The sequence below is a fragment of the Streptomyces sp. CC208A genome (assembly GCF_030010625.1).
Taxonomy (GTDB): Bacteria; Actinomycetota; Actinomycetes; order Streptomycetales; family Streptomycetaceae; genus Streptomyces.
In genome coordinates this window covers 68,188-93,007 of the sequence record NZ_JASCXN010000018.1, presented here as the reverse complement: position 1 = coordinate 93,007, position 24,820 = coordinate 68,188, and the positions used below count along the sequence as shown (strand labels likewise).

The following is a 24,820-nucleotide window of genomic DNA, read 5'->3' as shown; positions in this document are numbered from 1 at the left end:
CCGATGGGGTCGGCCCTCAACTCGGGCCTCGACTCTGGCCTCGACTCGGCCCTCGCCGTCAGGCGGACACGGCGGATTCCGTGGGCAGACCGGCCTCCACCCAGTCCTGGATGCCCTCGCGGTACTTGCGGACGCTGGTGTAGCCGAGGGCGGTGAGCCGGTCGGCGACCTGGCCGCTGTTGGAGCACGCCGGGTTGGAGCAGTACGTGACGATCGCGGCCTCGCGGTCGGGCAGCAGGGCGGCCGCCTGGGCGTCGACGTCGGCCGGGGCCAGGGGCAGGGCGCCGGGCAGGTGCTGCTGGGCGTAGTACGCGCCGCCGAGCGTGTCGACGACCGTCACCGTGCCGGCTTCGATCGCCGCCGCCAGCTCGTCCCGTGTGATGAGAGCGGTCATGTGTCCCCTCCAAGAGAATCGGACTACAGTCCTGTTGTGACTCACGACGTTAACGGACCGCAGTCCGGTTCCGCAATCCCCTTGGAGCTCCTGCGTACGCCGCCCCCCAAGGAGCGCGCGGACGCGGCCCGCAACCGGGCCGCCGTACTGGAGGCCGCCGCCCGGCTCTTCGCCGAGCACGGCGTCGAGGCCGTGTCGATGGACCAGGTGGCCGCAGCCGCCGGCGTCGGCAAGGGCACCCTCTTCCGCCGCTTCGGCGACAAGGCCGGCCTCGCCGTCGCCCTCCTCGACGCCCGCGAACGCGTCCTCCAGGAGGCGATCCTGCGCGGCCCGGCCCCCCTCGGCCCCGGCGCCCCCGCCGACGAACGCCTCGCCGCGTTCGTCGACGCCTACTTGGACTACCTCCTGGAACACCTGGCCCTGGTCCGGATGTCGGAGACGGCCTCCCCCGGCGCCCGGTACCGCATCGGCGCCTACCGCTTCTGGCACCGTCACGTGACGATCCTGCTCGCGGCCACGCCCGACCCCGACCCCGAGCAGACCGCCCACGCCCTCCTCGCCGCCCTCGCCGCCGACCACGTCGCCGCGCTCCTCCCCGAACTCGGCGAACAGCGGCTGCGTACCGGCCTCCTCCGCCTCGCCCGACGGGCGATGTGACGGCCCTCGGGGCGCGAAGGGCATGAAAAAACCGCCCGGCCGCTGTGCGCGGCCGGGCGGTTCCCTCGTGCTCACACCCGGGAGGCGTCCTCGACGAACGCGGCCCAGGAGGCGGGGGAGACGGCGAGCTGGGGACCGTGGGGGACCTTGGAGTCACGGACGTGGACGGTGGTGGGGTGGGCGGCCACCTCGACGCACTCGCCGCCCGAGCCGCCGCTGTAACTGGACTTGCGCCAGTCGTAGGCGACCTCGATGCAGGCACCACCCTCGCCGCCGCTGTAGCTGCTCTTGAACCAGGCCAGATCTGCGGTGCTCATAGCTCTCCCAGCAGTTGCTTGAGGTACTCCAGGGACTCCAGTGGCGTGAGTGCCTGTGCGCGCATGATTCCATACCGCTCGGTGTAGGTGCGCACCTCTTCGAGGCCGGTGAACAGGCGGGCGTGGCCGTAGCTTTCGATGTACGCGACCTCCCGCTGTCCTTTCAGCGTGAGGAGGATGAACTCGCCTTCCAATGCTGGGTGTTCGGTCCGCTCGCTCGGCATGACCTGGAGGTGGACGTTCCGGAGGCCGGCGACCTCGATGAGGCGCTTGACCTGCTCCCGGAAGGCATCCCGGCCGCCCATCGGGCGCTGGAGCACCGCTTCTTCGATGACGAAGCTGATGGTCGGGGCGGGCCGCTTCTCGAAGATGTCCTGACGAGAAAGCCGGTCGGCCAGCCGCTTCTCGATCTGCTCCTCGTCGTAGAGCGGGCGGCGGTGCCGGAAGACGGCCTCCGCGTACGCGTGTGTCTGGAGGATGCCTGAGACGACCTGCGGCGAGTAGTAGTGCAGCGCCACCGCCTCCGCCTCCGCCGCCGCGAAGCTCCGGAACCAGTCCGGGTGCCGTACCCGCGCCCGCGACAGCGCCTCCCGTACGTCCTCCGCCGCGGCCACCAGGATGCCCCTGGCCTTGATGACCGGGTCGGCCCGCACCAGGAAGTCCGGTTGTGGGCTGCGTACCCCTCTCTCGATCGCGGAGATCAGGTCCTCGCTGCAGTGCAGCTGCGCGGCCAACTCCGTCTGGCTCAGGCCCGCGTTGGTGCGCAGTGTCTTGATGATCTTCCCCAGCGCCCTGAACAAGTGCGCCGTACCCTCGATCTCGACGGGCTTTTCCGGCCGCCCGCCTTCCTTCACCGTCATCCGTACCGCCTTCTTGGCGTACCCGTACAGTTACTCAGCGTCGAAGCGTCGCTGCTGGTCAGCGTACGGCCGGGGCCCGGCCTCGGTGTCGGGAAGCCGGAAATCTCCACCCCTCCAAGCGAGTACGCGCCGGAGTACGCGCTCCGCCCGCCACCCACGCCCCGGGCGCACGCCCGGTCCGCTTCCCGGAAACGAGCGCGGGGCCATCCTGCCGGTCGGCGGCATGGTGGGCCGTCGGGTGCGCGGGGAGCATGGGGCGGGGGCCACGGCCACGCGACGGGACCGGGGGAGGAAGCGTGCGGAACCGCAGGAGGCAGAGGGCGGAGCAGGATCCGGGACTCGTGGCCGAGGTGACGGCCTTCGGTGAGCTGCTCGCCGCCCACCCCTTCCGGCCGGAAGGCCCCGGGACGCCGCCCGAGGTGGTGGCGGACTGGGCGCGCGCCCTCGACGCGTACGAGGCGGCCGGCCGGGCCCTGAACCACGACGACCGCGAGGACGTCCTCCGGCAGCTGGACGACGGCCGGTACGCCATGGCCTGCCTGGAGGCCCGTCTGAGGCGCCGGCCGCTGCCCGCGCGGCTTCCGCTCTGCTTCTTCGACCCCCGGCACGGGCCGTCGGCCGCCGAGGTGCCGTGGACGCCCGCCGGTGGCACGCGGCGCCTCGTCCCGGTGTGCGCGGCGGACGAGGTGCGCCTGCGCGAGGGCTCGCTGCCGATCGCCAGCGGGCACCCCGGGCGGCGCCCGCCGGCCCTGGCGGCGTCGCCGTCGCCGCGCGACCGTTTCGACTGGGGCAGGCTGGCGGTGCCGGGAATGGTGGCCGTGCTCCTCGGGTACCCGGTCGTCCTGTTCGCCCTCGGCGACGTGATGTGGGCGGTCGCCTACCTCGCCGCGGGCTACATCCCGGTGGGCTTCGCGGGCATGTCGGGCTTCTACCTCTTCTCGTCGGCGGCCGATCTGTGGGCGCTGGTCCGCCGGGGCCACCGGACCCGCGCGGCCTTCGACCGCTCGGAGGAGAACTCGTCGGGCCACCAGGACGTCCACGTCGTCACCGACGTCGCCGGGCGGCGGTACGAGCACGTGCGGAAGGTGAGCGGCCCCACCGTGAGACCCCTGCCGTACCGGCGCGTCTGGTACCTGCGCGGCCGCGAGGGCGCGGGCGAGGGCAAGGGCAAGGGCGGGGGCAAGGTCCTCGGTCCCTGGGCCGTCCTGCGGCTGCCCCTCACCGTCCTGGTCTCGCTGCCGGTCTTCGTCGTGAGCGCGGCCGCCACCCTCTATCTGATCCCGGGACGGCTGATCCTCGCGCTCCTCCCGTGACGGCGGCGGGTGCCCCGGCCGACGGTCCGGCCGGGGTCACGGTCATGCCGGGGACTGCCCCGAGGCCGCCAGTGCCCGGTCGACCAAGGGGCCGGCCATGCCCGTGTAGTGGGCCGGGTCGAGCAGCGGCGCGAGTTCCTCGGGCGACAGGGCCTCCCGTACCTCGTCGAGTCCGGCCAGCACCGCGGCCAGTGGCCGACCGGTCCCGGCGGCCTCCGCCGACGCGCGGGTCAGCAGCTCCTTGGCGGCTGTCCTGCCCAGCCTCGGGGCGAGCAGGGCGGAGACCCGCTCGGAGACGATCCGCCCGCCGGTGGCCCGCAGGTTGGCCGCCATCCGCTCGGGGTGCACCGTCAGTCCGCGGACCAGCTCCACCATGGTGTGCGCGGCCCCGCCGGTCAGCCGCAGCGCCTCGCGCAGCGGCTGCCACTCGGCGTGCCAGACGCCGGCCGACCGCTCGTCCTCGTGCGGCAGGCACTGCGCGAGGACGGCGGCGAGGGCCGGGACCTGGAGGGCGGCCGAGCGGATCAGCGTCGAAAGCACGGGGTTGCGCTTGTGCGGCATCGCCGAGGAGGCGCCCCGCCCGGCCACCGCCGGCTCGGCCACCTCCCCGGTCTCGGTACGTGTGAGGACGAGCACGTCGACGGCGATCTTCCCCAGCGCCCCCGCGGTGTGCGCGAGGGCCGCGCCGAGGTCGGCGACGGGCGTGCGCAGCGCGTGCCACGGCAGGACCGGTGCGCCCAGCCCCGTCTCGTCCGCGAAGGCGGCCACCAGCTCGGCCAGGACGGCCGCCGGGTCGGCCCCGTCGCCCGCGTACTGGAGGTAGCCCGCCAGGGTGCCGGCCGCGCCGCCCAGGGACACCGGCAGCCCGCCCCGCTCAAGGCGCTCCAGGCGCTCGGCGGACTCCAGGACCAGCTGGCGCCAGCCCGCCGCCTTCAGTCCGAAGGTGGTGGGCACGGCGTGCAGGGCGAGGGTACGGCCCGCCATCACCGTGTCCCGGTGGTCGGCGGCCAGGACCCCCAGGGTGTCGGCCACGGTCCTGAGGTCCGCGATGACCAGGCGCAGGGCGCGGGTGGCCACCAGCATCGCGCCGGTGTCGAAGACGTCCTGGCTCGTGGAACCGCGGTGCACGTACTCGGCCGCCTCCGGCGAGTGGGCCGCGACGCGGGCGGTGAGCGCCTTGACCAGGCCCACCACCGGGTTCGCGGTCTCCCGCGAGGCCAGCGCCAGTTCCCGTACGTCGAAGTCCGCGGCCCGGGCGGCGGCGGTGATCGCGGCGGCCGCGGCGGCCGGGACGGTGCCGCACCGTGCCTGGGCGCGGGCCAGCGCGGCCTCCGCGTCGAGCATCGCCCGCACCCAGGCCGCGTCGTCGACGGCGGCCTCGACGGGGGTGCCGGCCCGGACCGGGGACAGCAGGCCGGTGTCGGTCCCGGCGGGGCGGTACAGGGGGGCGGGGCTCATGCGGCCACCTCCCTGGCCGAGCGGGCCGGGGCCGGCGGAGCCGTCGTCCTGACCGCACCTGCCGACGGCTCCGCCAGCGCCAGCACCGCCGCCGCGACGGCGTCGGAGTCCTCCAGCGTCACCGAGCCCACACCCGGCCGGATGCCGGCCGCGGTCACCCAGTGCACGGACTCCGTGGGCACCCCGTACGCGAACCGCCTCGGATGCGGCACCCCCCGGGCGTCGAGGAGACGGTACGGCCGCTCGGACACGGCCAGGCCGCCGGTCTCGTACGAGGAGCCGTCCGCCCCCGCGACGCGGTGGGGCCGCCCCTGCCCGGTGCGCAGCAGCCCTTCCATCAGCGGATCGGCGGTACGCCGGACGTCGATCTCCGGCAGCCGGGCCTCGACCAGGACCGTGGCCCGCACCCGCAGACCGGCGACGCCCTCGGAGGTACCGACGAAGGCCGGGCCCTCCGGGTCGTGCTCGTCGACGGCCACCCGCAGCCCCGGACCGGTCACGTCGAGGACCCCCGCGTCGATCAGCGCGGCCATCTCCTCGATGCGGGAGGCCGGCGGGCCGATGGACAGGTAGGCGTTGAGCGGCGTGTACCACCCGTCCAGCTCGTCACGGTGGGAGCCGGCGTCCAGACCGCCGTGGTCGATGGCCAGACGCAGCTCGTTGCGCAGGTCCCGCAGCACGTCCAGAGCGGCCTTGAACGGCCCGCTGACGTTGCCCTCACGGGCTCTGCGCACGTCCTCGTCCAGGTAGTCGCGCAGCCAGGCGCGGAAGGCGGCCAGGTCGGGGAAGACGCGCTCACCGAACGGACGGACGACACCGTCCCAGTCCCACCGCTCGCCCTCGTCGACACCGGCCGCGGCCAGCAGCCGCTCCTCGGCCTCGCCCTCCTCCGCCCGCAGGAACGCGGCCGAGAACGCGGCCACCTCGTCCGGCTCCGCGCGCCGCGCCAGCAGCGTCTCGTAGTAGACGGCGCGCACCTCCTTGGAGACGAGCGGCCACAGCTCGGCGCCGAAGCGGATCGGCTCGCCGCCGCTCACCCGCGCGCGCAGCTCCGCCACGAACCCGGTGGTCAGCAGCCGCGGGTGGTAACGGCCGTGCGCGCCCTTCTCGTTGTCGCCCCGCGCCTGGTACGGCACGCCGCGCCGGGATCCGGCGTACAGCCGCGGCTCGCGGCCGGAGGGCCGGTACACGAGGCGGCCGTCGACGCGCTCGAACACCCCGCCGCGGGCGTGCGTGAACAGCGCCATGTAGTCGAAGAAGTTCAGACCGAGCCCGCGCAGCAGCACGGTCTCGCCCGGGGCCACGCCCGACAGGTCCACGTCCGCCGGGTTGCCCGGCGCGATGTAGGTCAGCCCGTGCCGGGCCGCGTACTCGGCGTGGGCCCGCTCCGTGCCGGTCGGCCGGACCGGTACGTGGCCCTGCGCGAGCACCACGGCGCCGAGGCCGGTCAGCCGGGTGCCGTCCTCCAGGAGCACGGTCTGCGCCCCGTCGGGGCCGGTGCCGGGGTCGGCGTCGTCGAGGGCGACGGCGCGCGAGGCGTGCACGCGGATGTCGACGTGCGCGGCCGCGTTCGCGACGACCTGCCCGAACGCCCAGGTCAGGTAGTGGCCGTACAGGGAGCGGGTGGGGTACGCGTCCGGGCCCAGGTCACGGGCCTCGGCGAGGGTCTCGTCGTCGTACGGGGCGCCGGCGTCCAGCGCCCTGGCCCACTCGTAGAGGCTCGGGCCCTCCTCCAGCGGTCCTTCGATCGTGACGCTGGCGTCCGTGTAGACGGTGACCTGTGAGGCCACGGTGTTCATCAGCAGGTGCCGGGACTGCGAGGGCCGCCAGACGCGGCCGGCGCCCGGCGGATCCGGCTCCACGACGTGCACGGTGAGGCGGTCCCAGCGGGGGGACTTCCGCTCCTGCGCGCAGAGCCGTTCCAGTACGGAGAGACCGCGCGGCCCGGCGCCCACCAGGCACACCTCCATCCGCTTCCCGGCGGTTCCCCGCTCGGCCTCGGCCTCGGCCGGGGAGGGGGCCGCTTCCCTGGCCCGCGGCAGCCTTTTCGCGCCCTGTGCGGGGCCGGTCCGGGCCGGACCGCGACTCCCGGGCCGGAAGCCTGCCGCCTCAGAGGTGGGTGAGGTCACGCGTCCGCTGCTCACAAGGACACTCCGCTCAGGAGACAGGGGACGGCCGGGCCTCGCCGGCGTCGCCGGTGTGCCGGTCCGGCCCGCTCCCCAGGGGCCGTGGTGGTGTGTCGCAACGGTCTGTCCCGGCGCTCGGCCGAGGCTCGGGCCCGGGTGGAAAAGCGGTCCCGGTCCGGCCGGGCGCCTTCCGCCCGGCCGGGGCCACGGCGGGGCCGGCCGCGGCGCCGGGGGGGGGGACGGCGCCCCAGGTCACCCCCCGTTCGTTCTCATCGCCGACAGGAACCCCTGGTCGAGCATGGTCCCGGCGGACGTGTCGTCCGCGGTGCACAGGCCGGCGTCGTGGCAGGCGATGCTCACCAGGTACCGGCCCAGCACCTCGTGCGTGGCGAAGCCCCACTCGCCGTGTGTGGCGGCGCTGCCGTCCGGAGCGTGCAGCTCCAGGTCCCGCCCGAAGCCGAACTCCTTGAAGCCGAGCCGCAACCCCTGTCCCAGCGCCTTGGTGTACGCCTCCTTCAGCGTCCACAGCCGCACCGCGTGCGGCACCCGCCGGGCCTCCGGCAGCTCCGCGAGCTCCGCCGCCTCGGTGGCGGTCAGGATCTGCTCCTTCAGCAGGTCGAGGCGGACGGTGCGGTCCGACGGCTCCACGTCCACCCCGATCCGGCCGGTGCGGCTCAGCCCCACGGCCATCAGGTCCCCGGTGTGCGACAGGCTCAGCTCGATCTGGTCGAAGCCGCGCAGGTACGGGCGTCCGCCGAGCCGGTAGGACAGGTCCAGGTGCTCCGGATCGGTCCCGAGGGCCGCCCCGGCCGTGTACTTGACGAGCAGCCGGGCGGCGGCGAAGCGGTAGCGGACGGCGGGGTCGGGGGTACGGCGGTACCGGTCCCAGTCCGTGCCCAGCAGTTCGCGCAGCCGGGCGGTGGTCAGGACGTTCGGCAGCCATTCGGTCCGCGTCGTGTAGGCCACCGCGTTGCCGAGTTCCGCCAGGTCCTCCCGTACCCGGTGCCACGGCCCGTCCGGCCGCGGCACGTGCACCGGCACGGCGCACGTCACCTGATTCATCGTCACCTCCCTGCACCGTCGTGCCGGCCGCCCCGGCACGTCCTGCGTCCGAAGGCCCGTCAGCCCGCCAGCCGCGTCCCGTACAGGTCGAGGCTGCGCCCCTGCCGGCACCGGTCGAGCGCCTCCTCCAGCACCGCCTCGACGGTCCCGTCCGGCGGGTCCACCACGCGGACGCCGAGCCGGCGGCCGATGCGGCTGAGTGCGAGCACCGCCCACGCCGGGTCCCCGAGGAACGCGTCGCCGTGCGCGGCCCGCGCCTCCCAGAGCCCCAGCACCGCGGCGGCCGAGAGCACCAGCGCGTAGCGGTCGGCCAGGGCGCAGGCCTGCGGGTCGAAGACCCCGCTGAGCGTGGCGCAGCGGACGCGCAGCGTCCGCAGCTCCTCGACGAAGGCCCGGGCGAGCGCGGCCAGCGCGGCGTGCGGGGAGCCGTGCCCGGTGTGTCCCTCCAGCCGGCCCGCGACCCCGACGAGGGTGGCCGTCAGCAGGTCGTCCGTACTGGAGTGGGCCAGCCGCCGGTGGTCGAAGAGGGGCAGCGGCGCCCCGGGCGTGAAGAGCGCGGCCGGCGGCTCCGCGGTACGGAACCAGGCCGTACGGGCCAGCGCCGGCAGCTGCGGCACGATCACCGCCTGGCAGACGGCGGTGCCCGCGTGCCCCAGTCCGGCCACCGGCAGATCGCGCGTGAGCTTCTGGAAGCCCCCGTACAGGGGTCCGCGGTCGTAGCCGCGACCGCCGAGCACGGTGGCCAGTTCCTCCAGGTCCTCGCGCAGCAGGTCGGGCATCGTGTACTTCACGGCCGCGCCCAGGAGGTACGACTGCTCGGGCATCAGGCTCATCGCCCGCAGACCGGTCACCGCCATGGCGTCGCAGGCCAGCAGGTCGGCGAAGACCCCGGCGAGCACCTTCCGCCCGCGGCGCGAGGGCCGGCCGTCGGGCCGGTTCTCGGTGGCCGCCCGCACCGCGAGCCGCAGCACGCTGTCCACGCCCGCGAGCACGGTGCCGGGGATCAGGCAGTGGCTGGTCTGGAAGCTGCGCAGCGCCAGCGACACCCCGTCGCCGGCGGCGCCGACCAGGGCGTCGTCCGGCAGGGCCACGCCGTCGAGTTCGAGGCCGGAGAAGTGCGCCCCGCGCATGCCGGGCATCGTCACCCGGCCGAGGCGGCGCACCTCGCCGGCGGTCGGCGCGTCGGGGCCGAGGACCAGCACGGAGTGGCTGCGGGGGCCGTCCCCGTCCGACGTACGGGCGTACATGACGAAGGCGTCCGCGCGGTGGGCGTTGATGACGACGTCCTTGCGCCCGCCGACCAGCCAGCCGCCGCCGGGGCGCGGCTCGGCACGCATCTCGTCGCGCAGGATGGCGTTGGCGTGGGCGACCTCGCGGTGCACGATCGTGACACGGCCGCCGCCGAGCAGGACACGGGCCAGGGAGCGCCGCTGGTCCTCGCTCCCGGCGGTCCACACCGACGAGGCGGCGAACAGCGAGGTGATGCCGAAGCCGTAGCCGAGTGCGAGGTCGCGGCGGAACAGCGGGCGCAGGACGCGGGCCAGCTCCTCCAGGCCGGTGAGCCGGCCGCCGAGGTCGTGGGGGACGAACTCGGCGGCCAGCCCGGCCTCCGCGAGCAGCGCCTCGGTGGCCTCGGGCACCTCGCGGGCCTCGTCGGCGCGCAGCAGCGCCAGGTGCCCGTGCGGGTTGTCGGGGTCGAACGGATCCCCGAGCGCCGCTTCCAGCCGCGCGGCCCGCGGGGGCTCGGTGTCCCGCGGCGGTCCGGCGGCCCGCGGCGCGGAGGAGGTGTCCCGTGCCGGGGCGTGGGGGTCCGGCACGGGGGTCCGGGTGGTCCCGGCCGCGTCCACAGGGAGCGGACCGGGCCGAGGACGTGCTGGGGGGCGTACCGCGGTACGGACAGACAGGTCCGGCCGATCCGGCATCTTCCACACCCTTCTCGTTCGGTGACGCGGCCGGCCCGGACCACCGTGTACGGGGACGGTGGTCCGCCGTGCCGGCGTCCCTCACGCCGGCACGTCCGTCCGCCACGCGTCGGGCCGTCGGCGGGCGGTACCGGGGTCCGCCTCGGTCGGCGGTCGTGCCGACGACCCTGTCCTGAACGGCTCGTGCCCGGCTCGAACCCCGCCGGAGCGCGCCTCGACCCGGCGGCCCCGGCTCACCGCGCGCCGGCGGCGGTACGGGTCCCGGCGGCCGGCGTACGGGACAGGTGCTCCCGGCATGCCTCGCCGACCAGGGCGGGCAGCGCTTCGTCCCCCACGAAGAAGTGGTCACCGGTCAGGGTGCGCGCGGTGACGGGCCCGGTGGTCCACCGCCGCCACTCCTGGAGCGCGGCCGGGACGGCCAGCGGGTCGTCGCTGCCGGCGAAGACGAGCAGGGGGACGTTCACGGGGCCGCCGGTGGCGGGGTCCAGGGCCGCCTGCCGCAGGGCCTTGGCCAGCCGCAGGTCGTCACGGAGCACGGGCAGGACGGAGCGGTGCCACAGCCCCCCGGGGTCGGTGGTCCCCTTCGGCAGCGAGCCGAGGTCGCCGAGGAGCGGGAGCAACTGTTCGACGGGGGCGTCCGCCGCGCTCATCAGGGCGGTCGTGGCGTGCGGCGGCAGGCAGGCGCCCACCGCGAGGAAGAGGGGCGGGGGCGCCCCCTCGTCGGCCAGTGCCCGGGTCAGCGTGTAGGCGACCAGCGCGCCCAGGCTGTGCCCGTACAGCGCGTACGGGCCGGAGCGCGCCGTCTCCAGGAGCGGCCCGAGCAGGTCGCCGAGGAGCCCGGGGCGGTCGGTGACGCGCGGTTCGCGCCGTCGGCGGTCCCGGCCGGGCAGCGGCAGGGCCGCCACCTCCACCGTGGGACCGACCGCCGCGGGCCAGCGGCGGTAGCTGGACGCGCCCGCGCCCGCGTGAGCGAGGCAGTGGAGCCGTACCCGCCGCCCCACCGCCCCGTCGACCGCCGTCAGGGAAGCCATCCGTCGCCCTCCTCCTGGAAGCTGTGCCGACACGTGAGCCGTGCGGCGCACCGGCCGCGGTCCCGCAGTCTCGCCACCGTGTCTGGAGCGGGACTCGAATCGCGCCGGGGCCGCCCGAGCGGTCTCAGGAGGCCCGCGCGAGACGGTGCGCGGCGAACTCCTCGGAGGACCAGGACACGGACCAGACGTCCAGGGCCGGGTCGCCGGAGAGGATCGCCGACTGGAGGTTCTGGAGGCGCGGGCAGGGCTCGACGCCCAACTCGTGGTTGAGGACGGACCTGAGCCGGTGGAAGGCCTCCAGGGAGCGGCCGACGCGGCCGGACCGGTAGAGGGCGATCATCAGGTACGCGCAGAGGTTCTCGTTCATCGTGTTCCGCGCGACCACCCGGGTCAGTTCGCCGAGCAGGTCGGCGTGGCGGCCGAGGGCCAGGTCGGCCTCGATGCGCCGCTCCAGGGCGCCGAGCCGGCTCTCCTCCAGGGAGACGGCCTCGATCTCCAGGACGCCGCCCTTGCGGATGTCGACGAGCGCGGGACCGCGCCAGAGCTGGAGCGCCTGGCGGAGCTCCTCGGAGACGCGGCGGTGGTCACCGGCCTCGGAGGCGGTGTACCCGGCCCGCACCCGTTCCTCGAAGACGGAGACGTCCGTCGTGCAGGCGTCCTCCTCCAGGAGGTAGCCGTTGTGACGGGTGCTCACTATCTGTCGTACGCCGGGGCGCTCGGCGTCGGCGGCCGCCAGCGCGTTGCGCAGCTGGAGGATGTACGTCTGCAGGGTGGTGGCGTGACTGCGCGGGGGGCGGTCCCCCCACAGCTCCTCGATCAGCGCCGGCACCGTGACGATCCGGCCCGCGTTGAGCGCGAGCAGGGCGAGGACCTGGCGCTGCTTGGGCGCGCTGGCCGTCACCGGCGCCCCGTCGAGGTGCAGGGACAGGGGGCCGAGCAGTCCGATGTTCAGCTGCCCGGGCTGCTGCCCGGCGTTGTCGGGATCGTACCTCTTGGGGCCTTCGGACATTTCCGTTCCTCCAGGCATCGCACCTATCGATCTCGTTTTCCGAGCATGCCTAGAGGAGCGGGACTTGCCCACTGAGCCGTGCATCTCTCCCCTGTGAAGAATTCACGCGGCGAACGTGAACCGGTGCATGGCGGCCCGCACGGCCGAGGCTGGAAAGTGAGGTCGACCGCGGCACCGACGGCCGCGGACCGGACGAGAGAGGCGATGAAGTCATGCAGATCACCCCTGGCTCCGACGACCTGATCATCGAGAACCTGGACGACACCACCGGTGCCACCGGCGACATCACCGGATGGTGCGCCGTCCTGACTCCGGTCGCGGTCGCGGCCCAGTAGAGCGCGGGCCCGCGCCATGCGTGTGGACGACACACGACCGATCGGGTTCCGGCGCCACCTGCGGGCCGAGATCGTCCCGGGCGAGGCGGTCTACCTCGTCTCGCCCCGGGGGACGACCGCCCTCTGCGGCACCGCCATCCAGAAGGTGGCCCCGCTGCTCGACGGGTCGCTGACCCTGCCCGAACTGCGCACGGCCACGGAGTTCCCCCCGGAGCAGCTGGACGGCATGCTCGACCGGCTCACCGCCGCGGGTCTGGTCGGTTTCCGCACGGGCCCCCAGGACGCCACCGCCGGCGCGTACTGGGATCTGGCGGGGGTCGACGGTCCGACGGACGCCGAGGTGTCCGTCGTGGCGCTCGGCGATGCCGACGCGGCGGCGGCCGAGCGCGCCTGCCGCACGGCGGGGCTGGTCTGCGGCCCGGACGCGCCCTTCACGCTGGTCGTGTGCGACGACTACCTGGATCCGGCACTGGCCGAGTTCAACGCGGCGCGGCTCGCGGACGGCCGGCCCTGGCTGCCGGCGAAGCCGTACGGGGCGCAGCTCTGGGTCGGCCCGGTGTTCCAGCCGGGTACGGCGGGCGCCTGCTGGTCCTGTCTGGCGGTACGGCTCCGTTCCCGTCGGCGCGGCGAGTCGCACGTGCGGCGTGCGCTGGGGCTCGCGGCCCCCGTGCGGGCGCCGGAGACCTCCCTGGCGACCACACGGGAACTGGGGCTCCAGACGGCGGCCCTGGAGGCGGCGAAGTGGCTGGCGGGGCTGCGCGAGGAGCGCCAGAACAGGCTGTGGACGCTGGACACGCTGACGCTCGTGGCCGGTCACCATCCGGTGGCGGCGCGGCCGCAGTGCCCGGACTGCGGGGACGCGGGGATGGTGTCGGAGCGGGCGCGGAGGCCGGTGGTGCCGGTGTCCCGGCCGAAGGGCGTGGCCGGGGGGAACGGGCACCGGGCGCTCTCGGCGGAGCGGATGTGGGAGCGGTTCGGGTGGCTGGCCGATCCGGTCACCGGGATCACGGAGCGGGTCGTGCGGGACCCGCGGAGCCCTTCGTTCCTGCACTGCTACCGGTCGGGGCCGAACCTGGCGCTGCCGGAGGGCGACCTGTCCGCGCTCCGCGCGGGGCTGCGGATGCAGAGCGGCGGCAAGGGGCGGACGGACGTGGAGGCGCGGGTCAGCGCGCTGTGCGAGGCGGTCGAGCGGTACAGCGCGACGCGGCTCGGCGACGAGGAGACCGTGCGCGGGAGCTATCGCGAGCTGGCGGACCGGGCCGTGCACCCGGGTGACTGCATGCTGTTCGACGAGCGGCAGTACGCGGACCGCGAGCGGTGGAACGCCTCGGGCGTCCCCTTCGAGTACGTTCCGGAGCGGTTCGACGAGGACGCGGAGGCCGAGTGGACGCCGGTGTGGTCGCTCACCGGTGAGGAGCACCGGCTGCTGCTCTCGGCGCAGGTGTACTTCGGCGGTCCCCCGGTGGCCTCGGTCGTGGCCGACTCGAACGGCAACGCCGCGGGCGGTTCCCTGGAGGACGCGATCCTCCAGGGCTTCCTGGAGCTGGTGGAGCGCGACGCGGTGGCGCTGTGGTGGTACAACCGCACCCGGCACGCCGCGGTGGACCTGGCGGCGTTCGGCGATCCGTGGGTGGCGGCGCTGCCCGAGCGCTTCCGGGAGCTGGGCCGTTCGATCTGGGTCCTGGACCTCACGGCCGACCTGGGGATCCCGGTGATGGCGGCGGTGTCGCGCCGGACCGGGGGGCCCGCGGAGGACATCATGCTGGGCTTCGGGGCCCACCTCGATCCGGCGGTCGCGCTGAGCCGGGCGGTCACGGAGCTGGGGCAGATGCTGCCCTCGCTGCCGTCGGGGACGCGGGGGTACGCACCGGGTCTTCCGGACCACCTGCTCGACTGGCTGCGCGGGGCGACGGTCGCGGACCAGCCGTATCTGCTGCCCGACCCGGAACTGCCGGTACGGACACCGGAGTCGTACGGGTACGTGCCGCGCGCCGACCTCCGGGACGATCTGGAGCACCTGGTCGGTCTGGCCCGCACCCACGGTCTGGAGGTGCTGGTCCTGGACCAGACGCGGCCCGATCTGGGGTTGCCGGTGGTGAAGGTGATCGTGCCGGGGCTGCGGCACTTCTGGGCGAGGTTCGCGCCGGGGCGGCTGTTCGAGGTGCCGGTGCGGCTCGGGAGGCTTTCCGCGCCGACGCGCTACGAGGACCTGAACCCGATACCCCTCTTTCTGTAACTCCCTTATGAACACGGTTCGGTGGAGACCTCTCTCCGGCCTGCGTGTCCGAGAAATAACGGTTGCGCCCATGACAGTGTGATGCCTCGTCTGTAAGATCACCCGGGGTATTCAGGGGATGTCTGGGCACTCGCCTGTGCTTCTCGGACACCACAGGTACGGCGTAGGAGGCACGCTCTGATGCCCGACAGGCCTCAGGTGGAGGGGTGGGGCGACGAACCCGGTCCCCACCCCCGGACCCCGCGCATGGCCCTGCTCGTCACCCTGGGCGTGCTCGGCGGTCACACGCTCGTGACCGTCCTGAACGTCCTCGGGGAGGAGCCGGGAGCCGCGCGGCTCGCGCTGCTCGCGGTCAGTCTGGCGGCGCTGCTCCCGCTCCAGTTCGCCTGCTCGACCCGGCGCCCGCGCACCTGGCCCGTACGCGTCCGCGTCCTCACGCTCTGCGCGCAGGCCGTGGTCACCTACCTGCCGCTCGTCTGGCTCGGCATGCCCTGGGGCGCGATGACCGGCCTGCTCGGAGGATCGATTCTCCTCCTCGTGACCGGCCCGCTCCGCTGGCCGCTCTTCGCGCTCGCCACCGGCGCCATCGTGCCGATCGTCGTCACGATGGCGGGGGCGGGCATCGCGCTCTACAGCCTCGGCGTCACGCTCCTCTTCAGCCTCATCGTCTACGGGGTCAGCTCGCTCTCCGAGCTGGTCTCCGAACTCCACGAGACCCGCGGCGAACTCGCCGGGATGGCCGTCGTCCGGGAACGGCTGCGGGTCGCGGGCGACCTCCACGACCTCCTCGGCTACAGCCTCTCGGCGATCACCCTCAAGACCGAACTCAGCCACCGGCTCGTCGTGTCGGCTCCCGACCGCGCCCGCTCCGAGGTCGCCGGGGTGCTCGGCATCGCCGGCGAGGCCCTGACCGACATGACCCTGGTCGCCACCGGCTACCGCGACATGTCGCTCGTCGCCGAGGCCGAATCCGCCCGCTCCGTCCTCGCCGACGCCGGGATCGAGACCGTCACCGAGCTGGACTGCGGCCCGCTGCCGAAGGAACTGGACACCGCCCTCGCCATCGTGCTGCGCGAGGCCGTCACCAACGCGCTCCGGCACAGCAAGGCCGAGCACTGCGCGATCACCGCCGTCCGCGAGGGCGGGACGGTGACGCTGCGGGTCCGCAACGACGGCGTGGGGGAGAGCGGCCGGGACACCATCGGCGGAGGCGGCAGCGGCCTCGGCAGCCTGACGGCCCGGATGAACGGCGTCGGCGGCGACCTCACCGGACGTCCCACGGACGACGGCTGGTTCGAGCTCCTCGCCCACGCGCCGGTGGAGTCGGCGAAGGGCCCGGCGGCCGACACGGGCACCGACGGGGCCGCCGCCGCGGACCGTACGGACGGGGCCGGCTCCGAGGGACACGGGCCCGCCGCCCCGCACTGGGCGGTCCGGATGGCCCGCGGCATGCTCGTCGCCGTCCTCGTCGGCTACACCCTCGTCGTCGTCATCAACGCCGCCGCCGGCGCAAGATCCGGCCTCGAACTGCTCGGCTTCCTCGGCTGCCTCGCCGTCGTCGTCGCGCTCCAGTTCCTCCACTCGCTGCGCCGCCCGCGCACCTGGCCGGCCCGGACCCTCGCGCTCACCCTCACGCTCCAGGCCCTCGCCACGTACGCGCCGCTCCTCTGGCTCGGCGCCCCCTGGGGCTCGATGGCCGGATTCCTCGCCGGCTCGCTCCTCATCACCACCGTCGGCACCCCGCGGCTCTGGCTGTACGGAGCGGCCGTCGGCGTCATCGCGCCCCTGGCGGTCGCGGCCGGAGCCCCTCTGTACGACGTCGTCTACCTGACTGATTCCTCACTCGTCGCGGGACTCGTCCTCTACGGCTTCACGGCGCTGTACCGACTGGTGATCGCCCTCCACGAGGCCCGTGGCGCGCTCGCCCGACTGGCCGTCGACCGGGAGCGGCTGCTCGTGGAACGCGAGCTCCACGAGGTGCTCGGCTCCAGCCTCTCCTCGATCACCATGAAATGCGCGCTCGTCCACCGGCTGCTGCCCGGCGCCCCGGAGGCCGCCCGGAACGAGCTGACCACCGTGCTCGACCTCTCCCGCCGGGCTCTCGCGGACGTACGGCTCGTCGCGCGCGGATACCGTGCCTGTCCCGGCCCGCAGGAGACGCCGGAGCATCGGCGGCCCCACGACCCAGCCCTCGGTACTTCCCTCGCGGAAGGCCGACTCGTCACACTGCATCAGGAGGACAGCGCGATCTGACAACGCATGGTCGTTCGGGGCAGTGGACGCCCTTTTCTCGTCGGCAGAAGCCAAAAAAAAAGGGGGGAACAAGTGGGGAACCAGCGACTCAGAATTCTCCTGGCCGAGGACATGCACATGGTGCGGGGGGCGCTGGTCGCGCTGCTCGAACTGGAACCGGACCTGGAAGTCGTCGCCGTGCTGGACAGGGGGGACCTGATCGTCCCGACCGCCCTGGACTGCCGGCCCGACGTGGCGGTCATGGACGTCGACCTGCCGGGGACGGACGGTCTCACCGCGGCCGAGACCCTGCACGCCAAGCTGCCGGAGTGCCGCACGCTGATCATGACCGGGATCGGACGCCCCGGTCTGCTGCGTCGCGCGATGTCCGCGAAGGTGTCGGGATTCCTCCTGAAGGACTCCCCGGCCGAAAGTCTCGCGCGGGCGATCCGGGAGGTCGCGGCGGGTCGGCGCGTGATCAACCCGCAGTTAGTCATGAGCGCCTGGGACATCGGTGAGAACCCGCTGTCCGAACGCGAGACCGAGGTGCTGCGCATGGCCGCGCGGGGAGACGAGCCGCAGGAGATCGCGGCGAGGCTGCACCTGTCTCCCGGCACCGTGCGCAACTACCTGACGGCCACGGTGATGAAGCTCAACGCGCGCAATCGGATCGATGCCGTCCGGATCGCCACCGAGGCCGGCTGGCTCTCCTGACCTGCGCGGGAGCGCGTGCGACCGGTCCTCGACCAGCCGTCCACCGGCGCGTTCCAGGATGCCGACACTCGGTGCGGTGAGAGCACCTCCGTGCGGCATGAGGAGTGCGTGATGCGCAAGGTCGTTTCCCGGGACGGCACGACGATCGCCTACGAGAAGTCGGGGGACGGCCCGCCGATCGTGCTGCTGAACGGCTCGTTCCGCGATCACACGATCTTCGACGCCCTCGTCCCCGAGCTGACGCCGCACTGCGCCACGTACGCGTACGACCGGCGCGGGCGCGGCGAGAGCGGCGACGCGCCCGAGTACGCCGTCGAGCGCGAGATCGAGGACCTCGCCGCGGTGATCGAGGCCGCCGGCGGCGAGGCCGTGGTGTTCGCCGGTTCCTCGGGCGCCAATCTGGCGCTCGAGGCGGCGCTCGCCGGCCTGCCGATCACCAGGCTGGCGCTGCACGAGCCGTTCTACCGGGTCGACGGCTTCCCGAAGCCCCCGTGGAACGTCGCGAAGACGACGCGCGTGCTGCTCTCCGAGGACCGGCGCCACGAGGCCGTCGAGTACTTCCTCGGCTCCTTCCTGGGCCTCACGCCCGACAACGTCGCCGAGTGGCGCCGCGGCCCGATCTGGGCGATGAACGAGACGAACGCCCACACCCTCCTGTACGACATCGCCATCTGCGGCGACTACGAGGTGCCCGTCGAGCGGCTCGCCGCGTACGAGACGGAGACCCTGGTCCTCAACAGCGACGGGACCAGCGAATGGCTGCGCGCCGCCGCGCGGGCCACCGCCGACGCCCTCCCGAACGGGCGGGGTCTCGAACTGCCGGGCTCCTGGCACCGGATCGACATGGACGTCCTCGGCCGCACCCTCGCCGAGTTCGCCACCGCCTGAGCGGACCGACCCCACCGAAGCCGACTCACGTGCAGGAGAGCGTCACCGTGACCACTGCTCCCCCCCTCGCCGCCGCGGCAGCCCCGGCCCCCGGGGGCCGCACCGCGGCGGCCCTCCCCCGCCCGCGCGGCGCCACCGTGTGGCTGACCGGCCTGCCCAGCGCGGGAAAGACCACGCTCGCCCGCGCCCTCGCCGAGCGGCTGCGCGCCGAGGGACGGCCGGTCGAGGTGCTCGACGGTGACGAGGTCCGTACCCATCTGTCGGCAGGGCTCGGGTTCGGCCGGGAGGACCGGCACACCAACGTGACCCGGATCGGTTTCGTGGCGGAACGGCTCGCCGCACACGGCGTCATCGTCCTCGCACCGGTCATCGCCCCGTACGCCGCCTCCCGGGCCGCCGTGCGGGAGCACCACGCCGGGCGCGGCACGGCGTTCCTGGAGGTCCACGTGGCCACGCCCGTCGAGGTCTGCTCGGCACGCGACGTGAAGGGCCTGTACGCGCGGCAGGCGGCCGGGGAGATCAGCGGCCTGACCGGTGTGGACGACCCGTACGAGATCCCGGCCGACCCCGAACTGCGCGTCAGGACCCAGGGCCGGTCCGTGGCCGAGTGCGCGGCCGAGCTGCACGCCTTCCTCACCGAGAGGGGCCTCCGATGAGCACGCCGACCACGGCCCGCGGCCCGGTCGAGGCCCCGGAGAACCCCTACGCGCTGTCGCACCTGGACGCCCTGGAAGCGGAGTCCGTCCACATCTTCCGCGAGGTCGCGGGCGAGTTCGAGCGGCCGGTGATCCTCTTCTCCGGCGGCAAGGACTCGATCGTCATGCTGCACCTGGCGCTGAAGGCCTTCGCACCGGCGCCGGTGCCCTTCGCCCTGCTGCACGTCGACACCGGGCACAACTTCCCCGAGGTCATCGCCCACCGCGACCGGGTCGTGGCCCGGCACGGACTGCGGCTGCACATCGCCTCCGTACAGGACTACATCGACGCGGGACGGCTGCGCGAGCGCCCGGACGGCACACGCAACCCGCTCCAGACGGTGCCGCTGCTCGACACCATAGAGACCCGACGCTTCGACGCGGTCTTCGGCGGCGGCCGCCGCGACGAGGAGAAGGCCCGCGCGAAGGAACGCGTCTTCTCGCTGCGCGACGAGTTCGGTGCCTGGGACCCCCGCCGGCAGCGCCCCGAGCTGTGGGCGCTCTACAACGGCCGGCACTCCCCCGGGGAGCACGTCCGGGTGTTCCCGCTCTCCAACTGGACCGAGCTCGACGTCTGGCAGTACATCCAGCGCGAGAGCATCGAGCTCCCGGAGATCTACTACGCCCACGAACGCGAGGTGTTCGCGCGCGACGGCATGTGGCTGACGGCCGGGGACTGGGGCGGCCCGAAGGAGTCCGAGACCGTGGAGAGGCGGCTCGTCCGCTACCGCACGGTCGGTGACATGTCCTGCACCGGCGCGGTCGACTCCGCCGCCGCCGACGACGCGGACATCATCGCCGAGATCGCCGCCTCCCGGCTCACCGAGCGCGGGGCCACCCGCGCCGACGACAAGCTGTCCGAGGCCGCCATGGAAGACCGCAAGCGTGAGGGGTACTTCTAGCCATGACCACCGCACAGGAAGCCACCGTCACGCGGCACGACGCGGCCCCGGAGCACGGGGCCCGGGAGCGCGGCGCGGCACCCGGGCACACGGCACCCGGGCCCGGCTCCGCCACCTCGCTGCTGCGCCTGGCCACCGCCGGCTCCGTCGACGACGGCAAGTCCACCCTGGTGGGCCGGCTCCTGCACGACTCCAAGTCGGTCCTCGCCGACCAGCTGGAGGCCGTCGAGCACGCCTCCCGCTCGCGCGGCCAGGACACCCCTGACCTCGCCCTCCTCACGGACGGGCTGCGCGCCGAGCGGGAGCAGGGCATCACCATCGACGTGGCGTACCGCTACTTCGCGACCCCGCGCCGGCGGTTCGTCCTCGCCGACACCCCGGGGCACGTGCAGTACACCCGGAACATGGTCACCGGCGCCTCGACGGCCGAGCTCGCGGTCGTCCTCGTCGACGCCCGCAACGGCGTCGTCGAGCAGACCCGCCGCCATCTCGCCGTCGCCGCCCTGCTCCGGGTCCCGCACCTGGTGCTGGCCGTGAACAAGATGGACCTGGTCGGCTACGCGGAGTCCGTCTTCGCCTCCATCACCGAGGAGTTCACGGCGTACGCCACCGAACTCGGCGTCCGGGACGTCGTGGCGATCCCGCTCTCCGCGCTCGCCGGCGACAACGTCGTCGAGCCCTCCGCGCACATGGACTGGTACGGCGGCCCGACGCTGCTCGACCACCTGGAGACCGTCCCGGTCGGCGGCGCCCCGAACGGCGAGCCGGTCCGCTTCCCCGTCCAGTACGTGATCCGGCCGCAGACCGCCGAACACCCCGACTACCGGGGCTACGCGGGCCAGTTGGCCTCCGGCGTGCTGGCCGTCGGGGACCCGGTGACCGTGCTGCCCTCCGGCCGCACCACCACCGTCGCCGGGATCGACGCCTTCGGGGAACCGGTCGACCTCGCCTGGGCCCCCCGGTCGGTCACCGTACGGCTCGCCGACGACATCGACGTCTCCCGCGGCGACCTGATCGCCACCGCCCCGGCGCCCGTGCCGACGCGGGACGTGGAGGCCGGAATCTGCCACCTCGACGAGCGTGCGCTGCGCGTCGGCGCCAAGGTGCTGCTCAAGCACACCACCCGCACCGTGCGCGCCGTCGTCCGGGAACTGACGTACCGGATCGACATCGGCACCCTCGAACAGCAGCCGCACGCGCAGGAGCTGCGCGTCAACGACATCGGCCGGGCGGTGCTGCGCACGGCGGAGCCGCTGGCCCTCGACGCCTACGCCGACAACCGCGGGACCGGATCCTTCCTGCTGATCGACCCCGCCGACGGCACGACGCTCGCGGCCGGCATGGCGGGCGAGCCCTTCGGGGCCGCACGCACCGGGTCCGCCCGCACCGCCGGGCCGGCGGCGAACGACGAGCCGTGGGTCTGACGGTGCCGCGCCCGCAGCCGGAGACCCCGCGCGCGCCCGGCGGGCCGACCCGGCGGGCGGCTCTGCGGGGCGGGGCGGCGCTGGCCGCCACCGGGCTCGTCGCCTCCTGCGGCTACGGCTCCCGGCGCGCCGACCGGGCCGGTGCCGACCCGGCGGCCCTCACCGCGGGCACGGGCCCGCGGCTCTCCGCCGACACCGTGCGCGTCGGCCACTTCGCGAACCTGACGCACGGCACCGCGCTCGTCGGACTGCACCGGGGCCTGTTCCAGAAGGAGCTGGGCGGCACCCGGCTCAGGACACGGGTCTTCGGCGCCGGCCCCAGCGCGATCGAGGCCCTCAACGCCGGAGCCCTCGACCTCGCCTGGATCGGCCCGTCCCCCACGATCAACAGCTGGGCGCGGTCGGGCGGCACGTCCCTGCGGATCGTCGGCGGCGCGGCCTCCGGCGGCGTCCGGCTCGTGGTGAACCCGGCGCGGATCAGGACCGCCGCCGACCTCCGGGGCAGCCGGATCGCGTCCCCGCAGCTCGGCAACACCCAGGACGTCGCCCTCCTCACCTATCTCGCGGAGCAGGGGTACGAGGTGGACCCCGCCACCGGCGCCGGCGAGGTCTCCGTCGTCCGCACCGACAGCAAGGTCCTCCCCGGCTCCTACCGTTCGGGCTCCGTCGACGGCGCCTGGGTGCCCGAACCGGCCGCCGCCCAGCTGACCGCGCTCGGCGCGAAGGTCCTGCTCGACGAGCGGTCCCGCTGGCCCGGCGGGGCGTTCGTCATCACCCACCTCGTCGTCGCGCAGCCCTTCCTGGCCGCGCACCCGGACGTCGTCGAAGCCGTGCTGCGCGGCTCGGTGGCCGCCAACGCGGCCATCGCCGCGGCTCCGGAGCAGGCGCGGGCCGACGCCGCCGCGTACACCGAACGGCTCACCGGAGGGCGGCTCGAACCCGCCGTCCTCGACCGGGCCTGGCGCGGCATCGACTTCCTCGACGACCCGCTGGCCGCCACCCTGCGCGCCCAGGCCGACCACGCGGTCGCCGCGGGTCTCCTGAAGGAGACCGACCTCGGCGGTGTCTACGACCTGCGCCCGCTGAACCGGGTGCTCGCGGCGGCCGGGCGGCCCCCCGTGCCGGACGCGGGACTCGGCCCCGCCTCCTGACGCCGTACGGCCACCCCGCCGCGCCGCACCCCGGACACGCGCGCGGCCGCGCTCCGTCCGTCCTCCCCGACCACTCCCTCAGGAGGTGCCCGTGACCACGGCACTGACCCCCCAGAAGGACACTCGCCGTGTCGGGGCCGCCGCCCCGGCACCGCCCCCCGCCGTGCGGCTCACGCGGGTCTCCAAGACCTTCGGGCGCCCCGGCACGGGCGTGCCCGTGCTCGACGGCATCGACCTGGACGTCGCCCCGGGCGAGTTCGTCACCCTGCTCGGCGCCTCGGGCTGCGGCAAGTCCACGCTGCTGAACCTGGTGGCGGGGCTCGACGCGCCCGATTCCGGGGCCGTCGAGGTGCCCGGCCCCCGGCCGGCCCTGATGTTCCAGGACCACGCGCTGTTCCCGTGGCTGACCGCCGGCGGCAACGTCGAGCTGGCACTGCGGCTGGCCGGGGTCCCGCGCGAGCGGCGCCGGGCCGAGGCCGAGCGGCTCCTCGGCCTGGTCCGGCTCGGCGGCGCCCACGGCAAGCGGGTGCACGAGCTGTCCGGCGGCATGCGCCAGCGCGTCGCCCTGGCCCGCGCCCTCGCCCAGGGCGCGCGCGTCCTCCTGATGGACGAGCCGTTCGCCGCCCTTGACGCCATCACCCGGGACGTCCTGCACGACGAACTGACCCGGATCTGGGCCGAGCACGGGCTCACCGTCCTGTTCGTCACGCACAACGTGAGCGAGGCCGTCCGGCTCGGCGGGCGCGTCGTGCTCCTGTCGTCGCGGCCCGGCCGGATCGCCCGCGAGTGGAGCGTCGACCTTCCGCAGCCGCGCCGCCCCGAGTCCGCCGGGGTCGCGGCGCTGTCCTCCGAGATCACCGAGCACCTGCGTGGGGAGATCCGCCGCCATGTCGTCCAGCACTGACACCCGCCCGCGCGCCGACGAGTCCGCCGGGGTCGGGGCCGGGCTCGACGCGCTGGAGACCGTGCCCGCGGAGCGCGCCCCGCTCGGCCGGGTGCTGCGGCGGAAGGCGCTGCCGCCGCTCCTCGGCGTCGCCCTGGTGCTCGGCGTCTGGCAGCTCGCCCACAGCCTGCGCCTGACGACCCCCGACAAACTGCCGGCCCCGGCCGACGTGTGGGTCGCCCTCACCGACCTCTGGTACGAGGGCACCCTGTTCTCGATCATCTGGACCAGCCTGTGGCGCGGGATCTCGGGCTTCCTGCTCGCCCTCGCGATCGGCACTCCCCTCGGTCTGCTCGTCGCCCGGGTCCACCCCGTACGGGCCGCCGTCGGCCCCGTCCTCGCCGGGCTCCAGTCGCTGCCGTCGGTCGCCTGGGTGCCGGCCGCCGTGATCTGGCTCGGCATCGACGACTCGGCGATGTACGCGGTGATCCTGCTCGGCGCGGTGCCGTCGATCTCCAACGGGCTGATATCCGGGATCGACCAGGTCCCACCGCTCTTCCTGCGGGCCGGCCGGACGCTCGGCGCGACCGGGGCGCGCGGCGCCCGGTACGTCCTGCTGCCGGCCGCCCTGCCCGGCTACCTGGCCGGGCTCAAGCAGGGCTGGGCGTTCTCCTGGCGCTCCCTGATGGCCGCCGAGCTGATCGCCTCCTCGCCCGAACTCGGGCTCGGGCTCGGGCGCTATCTGGAGAACCAGCGGGAGTTCTCCGACATGGCCGGCGTACTCGTCGGGATCGTCCTGATGCTCGTCGTCGGGGTCGCCGTCGACCTGCTGTGCTTCGCCCCGCTGGAGCGCCGGGTACTGCGGTCCCGGGGGCTGCTCGTCGCCTCGCGCTGACCGTACCGTCACCCCCCGCGGGGGCGGCTCCGGCACCACCGGGAGCCGCCCCTTTCCCGTGCCCCCGCGTCCGGCCGGGTCGCCGACGCTCCACCGGAGTTCGACGGTCTTCCGACTTCGTCTCGAGAGAGGTCGCCCAAGGTGGGCACCGGGTGGTTCCCGGCGAATGGAGACTGACATGGGCTCAAAGCTCAGGTCCGCCATGCGATTCATATGGCAGGACTTCAGCAAGGGCCTGATGTGGATGGGCTTTGCGTGGAACGGAATGTATCCGCCTCTGGAGTGGCAGGACTGCTGGCCTCCACCTTCCCCCACC

At 74.3% G+C, this 24,820-nt stretch carries 22 protein-coding genes; 13 read left to right on the top strand and 9 right to left on the bottom strand.

What is annotated here, in order from left to right:
* Nucleotides 1-58: 58 nt before the first annotated feature.
* Entirely contained in the window at nucleotides 59-394 is a 336-nt protein-coding gene (locus tag QK442_RS20335) for a rhodanese-like domain-containing protein (protein ID WP_282695415.1), read from the bottom strand.
* Between the two features lie 36 nt (nucleotides 395-430).
* Here QK442_RS20335 and QK442_RS20330 point away from each other — a divergent pair, with 36 nt between their 5' ends.
* A complete protein-coding gene (locus tag QK442_RS20330) occupies nucleotides 431-1,051 on the top strand; it encodes a helix-turn-helix domain-containing protein (protein WP_282695414.1) in 621 nt (206 codons plus the stop codon).
* A gap of 71 nt (nucleotides 1,052-1,122) precedes the next feature.
* On the opposite strand, the gene QK442_RS20325 is transcribed toward QK442_RS20330, so the two are convergent.
* Nucleotides 1,123-1,368 (bottom strand): DUF397 domain-containing protein, encoded by a 246-nt coding sequence (locus QK442_RS20325; protein WP_282695413.1) that lies wholly within the window; start codon nucleotides 1,366-1,368, stop codon nucleotides 1,123-1,125.
* Complete coding sequence (locus QK442_RS20320) at nucleotides 1,365-2,228, bottom strand: helix-turn-helix transcriptional regulator (protein ID WP_282695412.1); 864 nt, start codon at nucleotides 2,226-2,228, stop codon at nucleotides 1,365-1,367. The genes QK442_RS20325 and QK442_RS20320 overlap by 4 nt, the downstream gene beginning before the upstream one ends.
* A gap of 341 nt (nucleotides 2,229-2,569) precedes the next feature.
* Here QK442_RS20320 and QK442_RS20315 point away from each other — a divergent pair, with 341 nt between their 5' ends.
* Nucleotides 2,570-3,541 carry a hypothetical protein gene (locus QK442_RS20315; protein ID WP_282695411.1) on the top strand — a complete coding sequence of 324 codons (972 nt, stop codon included), beginning with the start codon at nucleotides 2,570-2,572 and terminating at the stop codon, nucleotides 3,539-3,541.
* Nucleotides 3,542-3,583: 42 nt separating this feature from the next.
* On the opposite strand, the gene pcaB is transcribed toward QK442_RS20315, so the two are convergent.
* The 6 genes from pcaB to QK442_RS20285 form a co-directional block, all read right to left on the bottom strand.
* Entirely contained in the window at nucleotides 3,584-4,999 is a 1,416-nt protein-coding gene (gene pcaB, locus QK442_RS20310; protein ID WP_282695410.1) for a 3-carboxy-cis,cis-muconate cycloisomerase, read from the bottom strand.
* Nucleotides 4,996-6,969, bottom strand: a complete 1,974-nt coding sequence (locus QK442_RS20305) for an FAD/NAD(P)-binding protein (RefSeq protein WP_282695461.1) — start codon at nucleotides 6,967-6,969, stop codon at nucleotides 4,996-4,998. Before QK442_RS20305 ends, pcaB begins: the two co-directional genes overlap by 4 nt.
* A 408-nt stretch (nucleotides 6,970-7,377) precedes the next feature.
* Complete coding sequence (locus tag QK442_RS20300) at nucleotides 7,378-8,187, bottom strand: 4'-phosphopantetheinyl transferase superfamily protein (protein WP_282695409.1); 810 nt, start codon at nucleotides 8,185-8,187, stop codon at nucleotides 7,378-7,380.
* A 59-nt stretch (nucleotides 8,188-8,246) separates the two neighbouring features.
* Nucleotides 8,247-10,004, bottom strand: a complete 1,758-nt coding sequence (locus QK442_RS20295) for an acyl-CoA dehydrogenase (RefSeq protein ID WP_282695408.1) — start codon at nucleotides 10,002-10,004, stop codon at nucleotides 8,247-8,249.
* Nucleotides 10,005-10,342: 338 nt separating this feature from the next.
* Nucleotides 10,343-11,140, bottom strand: a complete 798-nt coding sequence (locus QK442_RS20290; protein ID WP_282695407.1) for a thioesterase domain-containing protein — start codon at nucleotides 11,138-11,140, stop codon at nucleotides 10,343-10,345.
* A 124-nt stretch (nucleotides 11,141-11,264) separates the two neighbouring features.
* The gene (locus QK442_RS20285) at nucleotides 11,265-12,149 is read right to left on the bottom strand and encodes an AfsR/SARP family transcriptional regulator (RefSeq protein ID WP_282695406.1); all 885 of its coding nucleotides are present in this window, start codon (nucleotides 12,147-12,149) and stop codon (nucleotides 11,265-11,267) included.
* Between the two features lie 212 nt (nucleotides 12,150-12,361).
* On the opposite strand from QK442_RS20285, the gene QK442_RS20280 reads away from it, so the two are divergent.
* From QK442_RS20280 to QK442_RS20230, 11 genes are all read left to right on the top strand, one after another.
* Nucleotides 12,362-12,484, top strand: coding sequence for a hypothetical protein (locus QK442_RS20280; protein ID WP_282695405.1), 123 nt, complete (start codon nucleotides 12,362-12,364; stop codon nucleotides 12,482-12,484).
* Between the two features lie 16 nt (nucleotides 12,485-12,500).
* Nucleotides 12,501-14,720 carry a TOMM precursor leader peptide-binding protein gene (locus tag QK442_RS20275; RefSeq protein ID WP_282695404.1) on the top strand — a complete coding sequence of 740 codons (2,220 nt, stop codon included), beginning with the start codon at nucleotides 12,501-12,503 and terminating at the stop codon, nucleotides 14,718-14,720.
* A 180-nt stretch (nucleotides 14,721-14,900) separates the two neighbouring features.
* Nucleotides 14,901-16,973, top strand: coding sequence for a histidine kinase (locus QK442_RS20270; RefSeq protein WP_282695403.1), 2,073 nt, complete (start codon nucleotides 14,901-14,903; stop codon nucleotides 16,971-16,973).
* A gap of 72 nt (nucleotides 16,974-17,045) precedes the next feature.
* Complete coding sequence (locus QK442_RS20265; protein WP_282695402.1) at nucleotides 17,046-17,666, top strand: response regulator transcription factor; 621 nt, start codon at nucleotides 17,046-17,048, stop codon at nucleotides 17,664-17,666.
* Nucleotides 17,667-17,777: 111 nt separating this feature from the next.
* A complete protein-coding gene (locus QK442_RS20260) occupies nucleotides 17,778-18,554 on the top strand; it encodes an alpha/beta fold hydrolase (protein WP_282695401.1) in 777 nt (258 codons plus the stop codon).
* 47 nt (nucleotides 18,555-18,601) lie between these two features.
* Entirely contained in the window at nucleotides 18,602-19,210 is a 609-nt protein-coding gene (gene cysC, locus QK442_RS20255) for an adenylyl-sulfate kinase (protein WP_282695400.1), read from the top strand.
* A complete protein-coding gene (gene cysD, locus QK442_RS20250; RefSeq protein WP_282695399.1) occupies nucleotides 19,207-20,151 on the top strand; it encodes a sulfate adenylyltransferase subunit CysD in 945 nt (314 codons plus the stop codon). Before cysC ends, cysD begins: the two co-directional genes overlap by 4 nt.
* A gap of 2 nt (nucleotides 20,152-20,153) precedes the next feature.
* On the top strand, nucleotides 20,154-21,575 hold the full coding sequence (locus QK442_RS20245) for a GTP-binding protein (RefSeq protein WP_282695398.1): 1,422 nt from the start codon (nucleotides 20,154-20,156) through the stop codon (nucleotides 21,573-21,575).
* Between the two features lie 62 nt (nucleotides 21,576-21,637).
* The gene (locus QK442_RS20240) at nucleotides 21,638-22,726 is read left to right on the top strand and encodes an ABC transporter substrate-binding protein (RefSeq protein WP_282695460.1); all 1,089 of its coding nucleotides are present in this window, start codon (nucleotides 21,638-21,640) and stop codon (nucleotides 22,724-22,726) included.
* Between the two features lie 103 nt (nucleotides 22,727-22,829).
* Nucleotides 22,830-23,630 (top strand): ABC transporter ATP-binding protein, encoded by an 801-nt coding sequence (locus QK442_RS20235; protein WP_282695459.1) that lies wholly within the window; start codon nucleotides 22,830-22,832, stop codon nucleotides 23,628-23,630.
* Nucleotides 23,614-24,504 carry an ABC transporter permease gene (locus tag QK442_RS20230; RefSeq protein ID WP_282695397.1) on the top strand — a complete coding sequence of 297 codons (891 nt, stop codon included), beginning with the start codon at nucleotides 23,614-23,616 and terminating at the stop codon, nucleotides 24,502-24,504. Before QK442_RS20235 ends, QK442_RS20230 begins: the two co-directional genes overlap by 17 nt.
* Nucleotides 24,505-24,820: the final 316 nt, after the last annotated feature.